This window comes from Martelella mediterranea DSM 17316 (assembly GCF_002043005.1).
GTDB classification, from domain to species: domain Bacteria; phylum Pseudomonadota; class Alphaproteobacteria; order Rhizobiales; family Rhizobiaceae; genus Martelella; species Martelella mediterranea.
This window is the reverse complement of the sequence record NZ_CP020330.1, coordinates 2,501,672-2,516,120: the sequence shown is the minus strand read 5'-3', so window position 1 is coordinate 2,516,120 and position 14,449 is coordinate 2,501,672. Positions and strand designations below refer to the sequence as shown.

General features: G+C 62.7%; 14 protein-coding genes. 4 read left to right on the top strand and 10 right to left on the bottom strand.

The features are described from left to right. The first annotated feature begins 53 nt into the window (after window positions 1-53). On the top strand, window positions 54-914 hold the full coding sequence (locus Mame_RS11745; protein ID WP_051085083.1) for a cytochrome c: 861 nt from the start codon (window positions 54-56) through the stop codon (window positions 912-914). Between the two features lie 3 nt (window positions 915-917). Here Mame_RS11745 and Mame_RS11740 read toward each other — a convergent pair whose 3' ends face one another. The 10 genes from Mame_RS11740 to Mame_RS11695 form a co-directional block, all read right to left on the bottom strand. Next, on the bottom strand, window positions 918-1,412 hold the full coding sequence (locus Mame_RS11740) for a GNAT family N-acetyltransferase (protein WP_026173286.1): 495 nt from the start codon (window positions 1,410-1,412) through the stop codon (window positions 918-920). Between the two features lie 521 nt (window positions 1,413-1,933). Further along, the gene (locus Mame_RS11735) at window positions 1,934-2,812 is read right to left on the bottom strand and encodes a branched-chain amino acid aminotransferase (RefSeq protein WP_018063737.1); all 879 of its coding nucleotides are present in this window, start codon (window positions 2,810-2,812) and stop codon (window positions 1,934-1,936) included. 63 nt (window positions 2,813-2,875) lie between these two features. Continuing rightward, on the bottom strand, window positions 2,876-4,036 hold the full coding sequence (locus tag Mame_RS11730; RefSeq protein WP_018063738.1) for an L-idonate 5-dehydrogenase: 1,161 nt from the start codon (window positions 4,034-4,036) through the stop codon (window positions 2,876-2,878). A 57-nt stretch (window positions 4,037-4,093) separates the two neighbouring features. After that, complete coding sequence (locus tag Mame_RS11725; RefSeq protein ID WP_018063739.1) at window positions 4,094-5,017, bottom strand: NAD-dependent epimerase/dehydratase family protein; 924 nt, start codon at window positions 5,015-5,017, stop codon at window positions 4,094-4,096. A gap of 11 nt (window positions 5,018-5,028) precedes the next feature. Beyond that, window positions 5,029-5,796, bottom strand: coding sequence for an SDR family NAD(P)-dependent oxidoreductase (locus Mame_RS11720; protein ID WP_018063740.1), 768 nt, complete (start codon window positions 5,794-5,796; stop codon window positions 5,029-5,031). Window positions 5,797-5,824: 28 nt separating this feature from the next. After that, a complete protein-coding gene (locus Mame_RS11715; RefSeq protein WP_018063741.1) occupies window positions 5,825-6,553 on the bottom strand; it encodes an SDR family NAD(P)-dependent oxidoreductase in 729 nt (242 codons plus the stop codon). After that, entirely contained in the window at window positions 6,547-7,977 is a 1,431-nt protein-coding gene (locus Mame_RS11710) for a sulfatase family protein (protein ID WP_018063742.1), read from the bottom strand. The genes Mame_RS11715 and Mame_RS11710 overlap by 7 nt, the downstream gene beginning before the upstream one ends. After that, a complete protein-coding gene (locus Mame_RS11705; RefSeq protein ID WP_018063743.1) occupies window positions 7,974-9,491 on the bottom strand; it encodes a tripartite tricarboxylate transporter permease in 1,518 nt (505 codons plus the stop codon). The genes Mame_RS11710 and Mame_RS11705 overlap by 4 nt, the downstream gene beginning before the upstream one ends. Before the next feature lie 5 nt (window positions 9,492-9,496). Then, on the bottom strand, window positions 9,497-10,030 hold the full coding sequence (locus Mame_RS11700) for a tripartite tricarboxylate transporter TctB family protein (RefSeq protein WP_018063744.1): 534 nt from the start codon (window positions 10,028-10,030) through the stop codon (window positions 9,497-9,499). Window positions 10,031-10,096: 66 nt separating this feature from the next. After that, window positions 10,097-11,074, bottom strand: coding sequence for a Bug family tripartite tricarboxylate transporter substrate binding protein (locus tag Mame_RS11695; protein ID WP_018063745.1), 978 nt, complete (start codon window positions 11,072-11,074; stop codon window positions 10,097-10,099). Window positions 11,075-11,172: 98 nt separating this feature from the next. Between Mame_RS11695 and Mame_RS11690 the strand changes: the two genes are divergently transcribed. From Mame_RS11690 to Mame_RS11680, 3 genes are all read left to right on the top strand, one after another. Then, window positions 11,173-12,072, top strand: a complete 900-nt coding sequence (locus Mame_RS11690) for a LysR family transcriptional regulator (RefSeq protein WP_018063746.1) — start codon at window positions 11,173-11,175, stop codon at window positions 12,070-12,072. Between the two features lie 289 nt (window positions 12,073-12,361). After that, window positions 12,362-13,444 (top strand): ABC transporter ATP-binding protein, encoded by a 1,083-nt coding sequence (locus tag Mame_RS11685; RefSeq protein ID WP_018063747.1) that lies wholly within the window; start codon window positions 12,362-12,364, stop codon window positions 13,442-13,444. Between the two features lie 25 nt (window positions 13,445-13,469). Continuing rightward, window positions 13,470-14,444, top strand: coding sequence for an ABC transporter substrate-binding protein (locus Mame_RS11680; RefSeq protein ID WP_026173287.1), 975 nt, complete (start codon window positions 13,470-13,472; stop codon window positions 14,442-14,444). The last annotated feature ends 5 nt before the right edge of the window (window positions 14,445-14,449 follow it).

Genomic DNA, 14,449 nt, shown 5'->3' with positions numbered 1-14,449 from the left:
GACCCGGCGTGAAAAAGCTGACGATCATCGTACTGGCTGTCGCCGCTCTGTTCATGGGGGCGGCTTTCGTGGTTGCCTTCACCCCGCCGAAGCTCGATCCGGCGGACTATCAGGACCTTGAGGCCGCAGATCCGCATAATGGCGCGAAGATGTTCTGGGCCGGCCAGTGCGCCGGCTGCCACGCCGCCCCGGGCGCGGCCGGCGAGGAGAAACTTGTCCTGTCCGGCGGACACCCGATCGAGAGCGATTTCGGAACCTTCTATGCGCCCAATATCTCGCCCGACAAACAAGAAGGCATCGGGGACTGGTCGCTCATGGACTTCGCCAACGCCGTGAAGAAGGGCGTCGGTCCGCATGGGCGCAATCTCTACCCCTCCCTGCCCTACACCTCCTATGTGCGGATGAAGGATCAGGATGTTAAGGATCTCCACGGCTACATCATGACGCTGCCGCCGAGCGATACGCCCAGCAAGCCGCATGATGTCGACTTCCCGTTCAATGTCCGGCTGGGGCTGTCATTCTGGAAGCAGTTGTTCTTCAAGAACGAACCGCGGGTGCAATTCACCGACGCCTCGCCCGAAATCATGCGTGGCCAGTATCTGGTCGAGGGGCCGGGCCATTGCGGCGAGTGTCACACGCCGCGCAACGCGCTCGGCGGGCTTGAATATGACAAGTGGCTCGCCGGCGGGCCGAACCCCGACGGCGAAGGGACGATCCCGGACATCACCCCGGGCTCCAAAAGCATCGGCAACTGGACGGCGGCGGAGATCGCCGACTATCTTGAAACCGGCTTCACGCCGGACTTCGATACCGCCGGCGGTTCGATGGTCGATGTGCAGCAGAACCTGTCGCATCTGCCGCGCTCCGACCTCGAAGCCATCGCCGCCTATCTGAAGGCCGTACCCGCACGGTGACGCTCAATCGGCGAGCGTCTGCATGTAGCGCATGCCGGTCACCGGGCGCGCGACGAAATCCATCTGCTGGTAGAAACGGTGGGCGCCGAAATTGCCGGTGGCGGCGCTGACCGACAGGTAGGTGCAGCCGGCAGCCTTGGCGAAATCGCGCGCGCGGGCGATCAGGTGCTGGCCGACGCCGTGGTTGCGGTGGCCGTCGCGCACGAACAGGTGATGCAGATCCATGCCGCGCCGGCCCTGCTGGGCGCGGTAGAGCGGCGTCAATAGCGCGTAGCCGAGAAGCTGCGCGCCGGCATCGGCGACCAGCGCGGTCACCCATGGCGTCGGCCCGAAGAGGTCGCGTCTGAGGCTTTCCGCCGTCATTTCCGAAGGATCATCGTGAAAGGCGGCAAGCAGCCCGATCATCTCGAGCAGTTGCGGAATATCGGATTCGACCGCCTTCCTGATGGTCATCAGGGCTGGTCGTTCCAGTGCGATTTTGTCTTGATCGTCAGTCATTGTATCGTCCCTTGGCCTTCGAATTCTGCCGCCGTGGGGGACGTTTTCTTTCAACACCTTGCCGCCCCCAGGCGGCCGGTGATGAACATGATCAATCGGCCGCTCCTATTGGAACAGCCAAAAATACATATGATTGTGGGTCACGGTCTTGATCATGGAAAATCCAATGCGCCGAAACGCGGGTGTTGTCAATCCGAAAAACAAACGATTAGGAAAACCTAGTTCCAAACGATGGTGTAGACGTCGTCGGATCCCAAAATTTTAAGATGGTGCCGATCCACAAATTCTACTGGCTCGCCCTTCGGACTCCTTATTTTACGAGGGAGTTGATGGCTTGAGACACTACCATCCAACATTATCGTTTCTTCAAAAGCCCCATATATGAAGAACTTTTGTAGAATCCCATTTTTGTCCTTGGCTCTTATAAACTGCGTCTGCACGCTTCTAAGTGACATTGCCCAACACAACCCTACGATGTTTAACCAATAAAGTTATATCACATAAGTACACATCCAACAATACTATTTGCAGGTCGAGCGTGCCCAGTCCATGTAAAGCGTCATCGCCTGTTTCGCCATCGGGCCCGGTTCGAAATCGCGGTCGTCGAGTTTGATCACCGGCACGACCTTGTTGTAATTGCCGGTCAGGAACAGTTCGTCGGCTTCGAGGAAGTTCTTGACGGTCAGCGTCTTCTCCTTGGCGGCGATGCCATTGTCGCGGAACAGCTTGAGAATGCGCTTGCGGGTGATGCCTGCGAGGAAACAGCCATTGTCCGCCGGCGTCATCGGAATACCGTCCTTGACCATGAAGATATTGGCCGACGCCGTCTCGGCGACATTGCCGAGCATGTCGAGCGCCAGCGCATTGTCGAAGCCGCGGGCGCGCGCCTCCAACATCATCCGGCCGGAATTGGGATAGAGGCTGCCGGTCTTGGCGTGGGTCATGGCCACTTCCGGCGACGGGCGGCGGTAAGGCGAGACCGTCAGCCGCACGGGCACGGTGGAGCGCATCGGTGTTTCGAACAGGCAAAGCGCGAAACGGGTGGAGGCCGGATCGGCGGGCACGAGCCCGTCAAGGCCGTGTTCGGCCCAGTACATCGGCTTGATATAGACCGCTTCAGCGCCCTTGAAATTCTTCAGCCCTTCCCAGACCAGCGCCTCGATTTCCTCCGAGGTCTTGGTCGGCCGCAGGCCGAGCGCGCGGGCGGAGCGGTTGATGCGCTTGCAATGCTCGTCCAGATCCGGCGCCATGCCCTCGAAATAGCGCGCGCCGTCGAAGACGGTGGAGCCGAGCCACATCGCATGCGAGGTCGGGCCGATCAGCGGCGGATTGCCGGGAAGCCATTCGCCATCGACATAGGTCCAGGTTTCAAAAGCGGGGGTGGTGTCGATTGCTGCCATGTCATTCTCCTTCGGCCATCCGCTTTTGCGCGCTACGGGCGGCGGCGGATCGTGTGGCGACAATCAAGACGGACCGAAGGTCAACGTCAAGCGGAAATTCCCCGCCGGGCACGCTCCGCAGGGAAGCAGACGCCAAGTCGGCTTCTCGCCCCATCGCGAGCTCGACGTATCAGCCCGGACTTCCAGTCCCTTGTTCGCCACAGCAAGGTCGAGCAGGACTTTCATCGCGCGTGTCCGGTCCGAGGCGGTCTCGAAGGCACATCGATAGTCATCGACGGAAAACCGGTGTGTCACGAGATTGCCGAACTGTGCGGAATGCTCGGCCAGCATTTCGAGGGCCTCGTCGAACTCGCTGCCAAAACGCCAGCAGCCCTTGAAATCGATCTCACGACCGACAACCAGGGACAGCGGAGCCGGCACGAGCCCGGGTGCAAAAATCCCGACTTTCGCAACGACGCCGCCCCGGCGCGCGCGCTGCATCGCCGCGGACAGACCGTCGGCCACGCCGGTGGCCTCGAAAACGATATCGAACATGTCTTCCGGGGCTGTACGGGTCATGTTCCAGGTTTCATCCGCCCCCACCCGCCTTGCCAGGGCCAATGGAAAGTCGCTGATGTCGGCCGCGACGATCCGGGCGGCGCCCTTCAGCCTCAGCGCGGCGACGAGCAGCGCGCCGATCGGCCCGGCACCCATGACCAGCACCGCGCGGCCGGCGACGTCGCCTGCCCGCGCGATGGCGTGAAGGGCGACCGCCAGCGGTTCGGTCAGCGCTGCGATATCGAGCGGCAGTCCTTCGGGCACCCGCCGAAGCTGGGTTGCCTCGACGGTCAGGAAACGCCGGAAACCGCCATCGCAATGGGGCATGCGCGCCGCACTTCCAAGAAAACGCACGTCCTCGCAAAGCTGCTCGCGGCCGGAGAGGCAGCCATGACATTGGCCGCAGACTCGTGCCGGATGAACCACGACGGCATCGCCGACGGCGAAACCGCGAATATCCTGACCAGTCTCGCAGACACGGCCGGAAAGCTCGTGGCCAAGGACCATTGGCTGGCGGAGTTTTGCCACGCCGGTTCCGCCGTGACGATAGAAATGGAGATCGGAGCCGCAAATCCCGCCCCAGGCCATCTCGAGCCTGACCTCACCCGCAACGAGAGGCACGAGATCGCGCGTCTCCGAACGGAGATCTTTCGCGGCATGAACCACGATCGCTTGATCTTTCAGCATCGCAAGGTCCGCGTGACTTTCCTGCGGCCCCCTGTTCCAGGGCAAGCTTTCTTCTGGTCAGGCCCCATGACGTTGCCTGACCAGAGTCACATGCTCTCTGATGCCGTCGGCAAGCGCGTAATCCGGCTGCCAGCCGATATCCGCGCGCGCCTTGCTGTCATCATAAGAGGAGGCATAAGGCTGGGTTGTCCGGCCACTCTCCTCGAAGGTTACGCGCGCTTCCGGGAAGAGCTGCATGGCAAGCGTCATCGCCTCCCGGATACTGTGGACGCTCCCCATGATGTTATAGCTGATCTCGGGCTGCTCCTCCCGCTCAAGGAGCAGCATCAGCGCCTTTACCGCGTCCTTGACATAGAGCCAGTCGCCCCGCTCCTCGGGATTGGAGATGACAAGGGGCTCGTTTCTGGCGATCCTGTCGAGCAGCAACGACGAATATTCGGCCGTAATGCCGGTGCTCCTGCCCGGTCCGTAGACCCAGGGAAAGCGGACAGCCCCGCAGCTTATCCCATGCACCCTGCGATACCATTCAATCAGATGCTCGCAGGCCAGCTTGGTCTGTCCATAAACGGTACGCGGCAGCCGCTCGGCGTCGTTGCGCACCGGTTCCCGCAGACCCTGGCCGAAAACCGATCCGGCGCTCGTCATCACGAAGCGCTTCAGTCCGTGGGCAAGTCCGGCATCCAGCAGTGTCGCGGTCGACATGAAGTTGACGCGGTAGCCGAGCAGCGGGTCGGCCTCGCACGGCCCGGCGAGCACCGATGCCAGATGCACGATCTTTTCGGGGCGGACGATGCCCATCAGCTTCTGGATGTCCGCTTCACGGCCAAGATCGGTCTGGATATAGCGGATATTGGAGCGCGTTGCGATCCATTCCGGCGCCGGCATGCGATCGGTGGCGGCGACGTCGTAGCCCCGCTCGAGCAAAACCGGAATCAGATAGGAGCCGATAAAGCCTGTCGCTCCGGTCACCAGTACAGTCATGTTGTTCCTCCTCAGGAAGATGCGATGTGAAATCCGCCACCGCCCGCATTGATATGGGCGCCGGTCACGAAAGACGCTGCCGGCGAGTTGAGCCACAGCACGATCTCGGCGATCTCCTCCGGCTGCCCGATCCGCTTCATGGGGATGGAAGCCTCCACCGATTTCTTGAGAGCGGCATCTTGTTCCAGATTGGCGGTCATCTTCGTCGCGATCATGCCGGGCCTGACGCTGTTGACGCGAATACCCTGATCCGCGACTTCGCGCGCAAACCCCGTGGTGAAAACGTCCACCGCGCCTTTCGAGGCGGCATAGACGCTCGCCCCGGGGCGGCCGCCGATGGTTGCCGCCATCGATGAAATATTGACGATCGAACCGCCCTGCCCGCCGGCTTCGGTTGACATGTAGCTGACCGCCTCCCGGCAACAGAGCATCAGGCCGACGACGTTCACCGCCATCACCCGGGCAATGCTTTCGCAATCGAGCGCGCTGACCGGCGCGTTGTAGGCGATGCCTGCCGAGTTCATCAGCGCCGTGAGCGGGCCGAACCGGTCGGCCGCTTTCTTGAACGCGTCGACGATATCGCCCTCGCTGGTGACATCGGCGGTCACCACCTGTGCCTCTCCGCCTTTCGCGGCGATCTCCCCCAGAAGCGCCGAGGCTTCCTTGCTGCCGGAGGAACGCGCCATCAAGCTCACGGCGTAGCCGCGCGCCGCCGCCATGCGCGCCGTGGCGGAACCGATGCCGCCGCCGGCACCGGTAATGAGAATATGTCCGGCCATCGAGCCGTCCTCCCTTGTTTCATCCTGCCTATGCGGCCGTATATCCGCCATCGACGGGGATCGTGACGCCGGTGATCATGCGCGACGCCGAAGATGCCAGAAACACCGCCGTACCGCAGAGCTCGTCCGGATCGGCCCAGTCGCCGCCCTTCGGCAATCTGGTCAGGACTTTCTGACGGATCTCCGGGTCGGCCCGGCCGCGCTCGGTCATCGGCGTCCGGATCCAGCCGGGCGCGATCGCGTTGACCCGGATGCCTTCCTCCGCGAAGGAAAGCGCCAGCGATTTCGTCAGCGACACCACGCCGGCCTTTGCAGCCGCATAGGCCGGTATATGCGGCGCGCCGTAATAGGAAAACATCGAGGCGACATTGATGATCGCACCGCCATTTGCGGCAAGTCCGGCGCGATAGGCATTGGCAAGCCGCAGCGCGCCGGTCAGATGAACGTCGAGCACCGCGTTGAAGCCATCGGGCTGCATTTCCCGTTCGCGCTCGATCTGCCCGGCGCAGTGGATCAGCGTATCGATCGCGCCGGTTCGTTCGGCAAGAAGGTTCACATCGGCATCATTCGTGAGGTCCACGGCTTCGTATCGGCAGCCCTTTGGCGGGGCGCGATCAGGCGCTCGACCGGTGACGATGACCTCCGCGCCATGGCGGACGAAACCCTCGGCCAGCGCCGAGCCGATGCCGCCAAGGCCGCCCGTGATCAAAACGCGCTTGCCCTCAACCGAAAAGTCCCAGTTCGCCGACATCAGCATGCCACCCTTCCGAGCCAACCCTGGGCGGCCAGGCCACTCTCGATGCGCCATTCCAGAAGCCGCGCGGTCAGTTGCCGGCGCGTGTCGGCATGGTTCGCGTCGTCCCATAGATTGGCGCATTCGTCCGGGTCATCCTCAAGATTGAAGAGTTGCCCTTCCGTCGTTCCGGAAATGTGCACCAGCTTCCAAGGCCCGGTCCGGATCATGGTGAAGAACGCCGCGTTGCTCTGGATCATGTCGCGCGCCAGCTCGGCGAAGACCTCGGTCCTCAGCGGCGCTTCGGTTTCACCCCGGATGCAGGGCGCGAGCGATATGCCCTCCATCCATGAAGGGGGAACAAGGCCCGCAAATTCCAGCACGGTCGGCCCAAGATCCATGAGCGAAACGAGATCGTCGACGCGGGTTCCGCCGGGATGGCGGGGATCATGGATGATCGCCGGAACGCGCACGGAATGCTCGTACATCGTCCATTTCTGGCTGTGGCCGTGGTCGTTGAGACAATCGCCGTGGTCAGAGGTGAAGATGATGATCGTGTTATCGGCGACGCCGCGTTGTTCGAGCGCTGCCCTGATCTCCCCCATGATGCCGTCGATCATCGAGACATTGGCGTAGTAATGCGCACGCTGCCGCCTGGTCTGTTCATCGGTCGGATGCGCAAGGTGGCGCACGGCGTCATGGTCGTCGCGGATATGGTTTGCCTGCAGTTCCTGCAGCGCCTTCGGCTGCGCCTCTATGTCCGAGGGAATGGGCGCGGGCAGGTCGCGATCAAGATAGGGCTCCAGATCCTCGGGCGCGGGGTCGTAGGGCGGGTGCGGTCCAGGCAGGCCGACCTGAAGGAAGAACGGCTTCGTCCCATTCCACTCCTTCAGCCAGCGGCAGGCGAGCCGGCCGGTGAAGACATCCGGATGCAGGTCCCGGTCGAGCTCCCATGAAAACGCGCCGAGCGCGGTCGCATAGTCCTGCCGTCGGCGATAGCTGCGGCGGTCAGGTTTCTCGACGCCGCGCGCCATCAGCGCCTTGTCCCAGTTATCAAGGAAGAAGGGCAGGTTCGGATGGGCCCGGTCCTTGTTTTCCACCACATGGCGTTCATGAAAGCCGAACGGCGCTTCGAAGGGATGGGTATGCATCTTTCCGACATTGCAGCAGTGATAGCCGGCCGCCGCCAGGTCGCTGACCCAGGTCGAGGGCCAGACCTCGTCATTGCGCAGCACGCCGGAATTGTGCGGATAGAGCCCGGTGAACAGGCTTGCCCGCGAGGGCGCGCAGCATGGCGAGGTCACATACATGTTCGAAAACGCCGTCCCTTCTTCCACCAGCGCGTCGAGATTGGGCGTATCCATGTAAGGAAAACCCATGGCTCGGATCGTGTCGTGCCTTTGCTGGTCGGTGATGACGAAAACGATATTGGGACGGGTATCGGTCATGAATGGGTCTCACGTGTCGAAATGGAAAGCTTGCGGCGTGCGCGGCGGCGCAGCAGCGCCTGCACGATCGGCGTAAAAAGAACGAGAACCAGAAGCGCCAGAATGATCTGCGAGGCCGGCCGGTTCAGGAAGAAGCCGACCCAGTCGCCGCCGGTGACCAGCGAGGTCATCCTGAGTTCCTCCTCGAAGGTCGAGCCCAGCACATAGCCGATGATCAGCGGCGCGAGCGGGATCGCCGCCAGGCGAAGCGCGTAGCCAATCAGGCCAAAGGCGAAGAACACCCAGAGGTCGAACATGTAGCGCTGCACCATGAACACGCCGAGCACGCTGAACATGCCGACGGCGGCGACGAGATAGGGTTTGGGGACCGCCAGCGTGCGGATCAGGGCGCGCAGCATGACCAGCGCGATCGGGAGCAGCAGCAATGCGCCGAGCAGAAAGGCCGCCAGAACCCCATAGACGATTTCCGGATGCTGTTGGAAGAGTTGTGGGCCCGGAGTGAGCCCCTGGATGAGGAACCCGCCCATGAGCGCCGCCACGACAGGATCGCCGGGAATGCCGATCGCCAGCATCGGCAGAAGCGCTCCGCCGGTCGTGGCGCTGTTGGCGGATTCCGAGGCCACGACGCCATCGTCCGCGCCCTGCCCGAATTTCTCGGGTTCATCGGAGAAGTCGCGGGAAACGCGGTAGGCGATATAGGCGGAAGCATCGCCGCCGATGCCGGGAATGGCGCCGATGAAGATGCCAAGGGCGCTGGAGCGGAGCCAGTTCGTCCAGCGGCCGAGGAAGTTTCCGAGGACGCCGTTGCGCAACTGAAGCCGCACGCGGCCTGCCTTCAGGTGTTCGCCTTCGGCCACCTGGGTCAGAAGCTCGGAGACCGCGAACAGCCCCATCAGGAGTGCAACGAGGTTGAACCCGCCATCGAGGCCGCTGAGGCCCATCGTCATGCGCGGCAGGCCGAGGATCGGGTCGGTCCCGATCGCCGCGGCCGACAGGCCGAGCGCTGCCGCCAGCAGGCCCCGCGGCAGGGATTTTCCGGTCAGCGAAGCAACGGTCGACAGGCCGAGCGCCGCCAGCAGCATCGTCTCCATCGGCCCGAAATTGGCCGCGGCGGCGGCGAGATAGGGCGACAGCAGGATCAGCAGCACCGCGCTGATGAGAGCGCCGGCAAACGACGACAGCGTGGCAAGCACCAATGCGTCGGAAACGCGACCGGCGCGGGCCATGGGAAAGCCGTCCAGCAGCGTCGCCGCGGCCATCGGCGTGCCCGGAACGCCGATCATGATCGCGGTGACCGCGCCGCCGAAATTGCCCCCCTGATAGATGCCCATCAGCAGGGCGATCGAAGGGACCGGATCCATGTAGAAGGTGAACGGAATCGCGAGCGCGATGCCCAGCAATGGCCCCATGCCCGGCAGGACGCCGAAGATGATGCCCACGCCGATGCCAATAATGATGGCCAGAAGAAGCGACAGGACGCTGGCGAGGTCCAACGCCGAAAGCAGGGTATCCATGTCCTTCAGCCTCCGATCAGGGCGGTGAGAAACCTCCCGAAGGGCAGGTGAATGTCGAAGACGATCCGCACCAGCCAGTAAAGAGCCAGTGAGAACACCACCGGAAAGCCGACGATCGAAAGCGGCCTGCGCGCGCCGCCGGCAACCATCAGTGCGGCGCCGAAAAGCGTTGTCGAGGCAATATAGCCAAAGCGCGGAAACGCCAGAAGATAGAGAAACAGCGCCGCGACGACGCCGACAATGCGCGCCCATGGCAAGGCTTCGTCGGGCCGGTCGTGCAAGGAAATCAGCCGCGTCGCGGGGCGGACGATAACAGCAACCGCCAGGACCATCAGGCCCGCGCCCAGCCATGTCGGGTACTGCTTGGCATCGATGCCCCCCGACAGCGATGCGATGGGATTATCCTCCATCGCCGCGATATCCAGAACCATCCAGAGGCCGAGAATGAAGGATCCTGCTCCGACAACGACCGCGGCAAGGTCTTGCGACCGGGTTGCCGTTTCCCGTTGCGGAGCCTGAAGGGTTTCGTCGTTGGACATCGGGAAAACCTCAGGTCTGAAAGGAAATCGCGCCGCCGGCCAATGTTATGGAGCGGCGCGAAACACTCAATTTTTCTTCAGGTTTTCCAGTGCCGGCGCCAGCCGGTCGAGCGACACCTGCCAGAGATCCTGAAAGGCATCCGGCTCCATGTACTGGACGGTGAACCCGCCTTCGAACATCTTCTTCTTGAAGGGCTCGGAATTGATGACCTCGCGGAACACGTCCTGAAGCTTCTTCAAGCGTTCCGGATCCGTACCCTCAGGCGCCACCAGTCCCGACCAGCCGGCGGTCGCAGCACCCCAGTCAAGATAGTAACCCTGTTCCTTTGCCGTCGGAATCCCGGGTTCGATCGGGGAGCGCTCCTCGGTGAAGATCGCGAGCGTCTTGATCTTGTCGCCGTAGATCTTCACCGCGCCGAGCGCGCCGGTGGTGAAGTCGAGAGAGCCATCGAACAGGCCCTGAATATTCGAGGTTTCGCAGCCATCCGCCGGAATCGGCTGGTATTTCGTGATCTCCGCCACCTCGAGGAACCGCCGCATCACCACATGCGGCAGGCTGACCGCCGGGCAGACGCCAACCCTGAGAACACCGTCCTGGGCCTTTGCCCATTCAATGAATTCGTCAACATTGTTTGCGGGGTGATCGGCGGCCACCGTCAGGGTGAAGGGGTTCACCCACATCAGCCCGATCGGGTCGAAGCCCATCGGATCGAAGCCGATCCGCGGCTCGAACGTAGGCACCATGATCTGGGTGGCGACCCACGAATTGCCGATGGTGTAGCCATCGGGATCAGCCTCGGAAAGCGCCAGCATCGCCTTGGCGCCGCCGCCGCCGGCGATGTTCTGCACCGCGATCGGCTGCCCCAGCTTCTGGGAAGCGAACTCGGCAACGATGCGCGCCGTTATGTCGCCGGACGTACCGGCCTCCCAGGGCTCGATCATCGTGATCGGGCGCGTCGGAAAGTCCTGTGCCGCAGCTGCGTCGGCGAAAGCGGCAAACGAAAGAGCCACGCCCGCAAAGCGGGCCAGTGATTTGGAATTCATCATTTCTCCTCCCTTGGATTTGACAAAGGCTAAAGAGAGGTCTTCATTAATGCAAATAATTAACAACGCATTCGTCATGCATTTTGGTAATCGAAAACATGAACCTGCAGAACCTGCGCTACCTTCTTTCCATAGCCGAAACGGGGTCGATGACCCGCTCGGCAGAGCAGCTGAACATGACCCAGCCGGCACTGAGCCGCGGCCTTGCCGCGCTTGAGGAGGAAGTGGGAGCACAGCTTTTCGTGCGGCTTCCCAAGGCCATGCGGCTGACCGTATTCGGACGGGTGATGGTGCGCAGGGCGCAGGGCATTTTCCGGCAACTGGAAGATGCCCAGCACGAAATCCGGCACCTGCAGGAACATGAGGAGACGGAGCTTTCCGTGGGTTCTGGCCCGGTCTGGCTGACAGGCCTGCTGCCGCGCGCGATCAACCTGACCACGCGGGACCTGCCCGGCGTCTCGATCAGCGTAATCGGCGGTTTCGAGCGCCAGCTTGCCGAACTGGTCCGGCGCGGACAGGTCGCTTTCATCCTCACCGAGTTGACGGACGACCCGGAATTCTCCGATCTCCATTCGGAACCGCTCGCATCCGCGCGTTACGCCGTGGTCGCGCGCCGGGGGCACCCGCTGGAGCGGGCGGGAACGCTGGAGCTTCCGGATCTGCTCGAATTTCCTTGGATCATGCCCGACAAGGCCGTCAACGCCCAGAAGCGGCTCGACGGGCTGTTTCAAACCGAGGGCCTCACCCCGCCCGTCGCCCGCATTCGATCAACCTCCAACGGTTTCATCACCACCTATCTGGAACAGTCCGACGCCCTCACCTTCGCCGTCACGCCAATCCTGCGGGGTCATCCCAGCCTAACCGAACTGCCGCTTTCCCGGTCGCTGCCCAAACGGACCACAGGCATCCAGCGCCTGCGGGACGACTGGCTCAGTCCAGCCGCCGAGAAAATGCTTGAGCATTTGCGCAGCCTGACGCTGCAGGCGGATGAACTCTAGTTTCTTTCCTTTGGCGCGTCGGGTTATCAAAAAAACCGGCGCCCCCTTTCGCCCGACGCTATAGCCGGGACCGCCCGAGAAGGCATGGCCGCGATCGGGCCTGCTTACTTCCACGTGCGGGCGCCGCGCTTTCAAAAGTCAATTTTCACAAAACCGAAAACACACTGAAACAGAACTGTCACACGATCGGTGCATTGATGGCGGCGAAGATTGCAAAGCATTGCAAAACGCCATTCCACCGGTCTCGGAAGGTTCTTCCGACTGTGACCGACAGCGCGGGACAGACCCTATGAGCGCGATCGAAATCGAGACCGTCGACAAGTCTTTCGGCAAGACGAGCGTTCTGCGTGGGATTTCGCTCTCGATCCGTTCGGGGGAGTTCGTCGCTGTGCTCGGCCCCTCCGGTTGCGGCAAGACCACGCTTCTGCGCGCTCTCGCCGGTTTCGAGCAGATCGACAGCGGCGCAATCCGGGTCGGCGACACGCTTCTTTCCGGCCAAGGCCGGCATGTCGCCCCGGAAGAACGCGGCATCGGCGTGGTGTTTCAAAGCTATGCGCTGTGGCCGCACATGACGGTCTCCGGCAATGTCGCCTATGGCCTCAAGGTCAAGGGGCTGGGGCGCGGCGAACGCGAGGCGCGCACGGCCCGCGTTCTCGAGACGGTCGGGTTGACTGCGTTTGCGGATCGCCGGCCCGCGGAACTTTCGGGCGGCCAGAGGCAGCGCACGGCGCTCGCCCGCTGCCTGGCGATGGATGCCGGCCTCGTCCTTCTCGATGAGCCGCTGGCCAATCTGGATGTTCATCTGCGCGGCGAGATGGAGGAAGAATTTGCCCGCTTCCACAAAGCGTCTGGCGCGACGATGTTCTACATCACGCATGACCAGTCGGAGGCGCTCGCGCTGGCCGACCGCGTGGCCGTGATGGAGAGCGGCAGGATCAGCCAGTTCGCAAGCCCGTCCGAACTCTACAGCCAGCCGGCAAATGACATGGTCGCGACCTTTATCGGAGAGGGCCAGATCGCGCCGATTACGGATTTCCAGCCTGATCGCAGTGGCTATGGTTTCGCCCGCTTCTTCGGTGAGCAGGTGCGGGTGCGCAATCCGCCTTCGGCCCTACCCCGCAGCGAAGCGCGCATTGCCTTTCACCCCGGCGACCTCAGATTGACCGACACAGGCGGCCTTGCCGCCACCCTCCGCCGCATCACCTATCGCGGCGACATTTTGCGGGTCGAGCTTTCGCTCGGCCCGGATGAGCGAACCTTTTTCATGAACGTCCCTGCCCCGGCACGCATCGAAGCCGGGCAGCGCGTGGCCGTCACGCTTACCGACGGCTGGGTCCTGCCGGACCCGAAAGCAGAAGAAGCCTCCCACTGAGCACCAACAATCGAGGATATCCCCGATGAAACTCTCCATGCTTGCCCTTGCGACCCTCAGCACGCTTGCCTTCACGGCGGCCCATGCCGAGGAAACCATCACGCTCTACACCAGCCAGCCGCCCGAACAGGCCCAGCAGACCGTCGACGCCTTCGAGGCCGCCAATCCCGACATCAAGGTCAACTGGACCCGCAACGGCACCTCGGCGCTGATGAACGTGATGCGCGCCGAAATCGAAGCCGGCAACATCCAGCCCGACGTCCTGCTCGTCGCCGATCCGATCAACCTCGGCACGCTGAAGGCCGAAGGCCATCTGATGGCCTATCCGGAAGCACCGGTGGACGGCTATGACAAGGCCGCCTACGACAAGGACATGACCTTCTTTGGCACCAAGGCGATCACCACGGGCATTGCCTACAATACCGAGATCGCCGAGCCGGTCGAAAGCTGGAACGATCTTCTGGTCGAGGACAATCGCGGCATGATCGCGGTCCCGAGCCCGCTCTATTCCGGCGCGGCGCTGAACCACCTGCATGCCCTGATCAACACGCCGGAAATCGGCTGGGAGTTCTATGAGGGCCTGAACGATCTCGACGTCGTGCCCGAGGGCGGCAACGGTCCGGCGACCAAGGCTGTCGCTTCCGGCATGGCCAAATACGCCATCATCGTCGACGCCAACACGCTGCGTGCCAAGGCCGACGGCTCGCCGGTCGACTATATCGCGCCGCAGGAAGGCGTTTCCTTCATCGGCGAGCCGGTCGCCATCATGAGCACGACCGATCACGAGGAAGCCGCGAAGAAGTTCGTCGATTTCCTGCTCTCGAAGGAAGGTCAGGAACTGGTCTCCGCCCAGGGCAATATCCCGCTTCTGCCGGGCGTTGCAGCACCCGAGGGCTATCCCGACCTCTCCTCGATGAAGCTGATCGGCTACGACGTCGACGAGGCCGTGAAGAACAATGACCAGGTGCGCGAGCAGTTCGCCGAGATCTTCGGTCTGTAATCGCA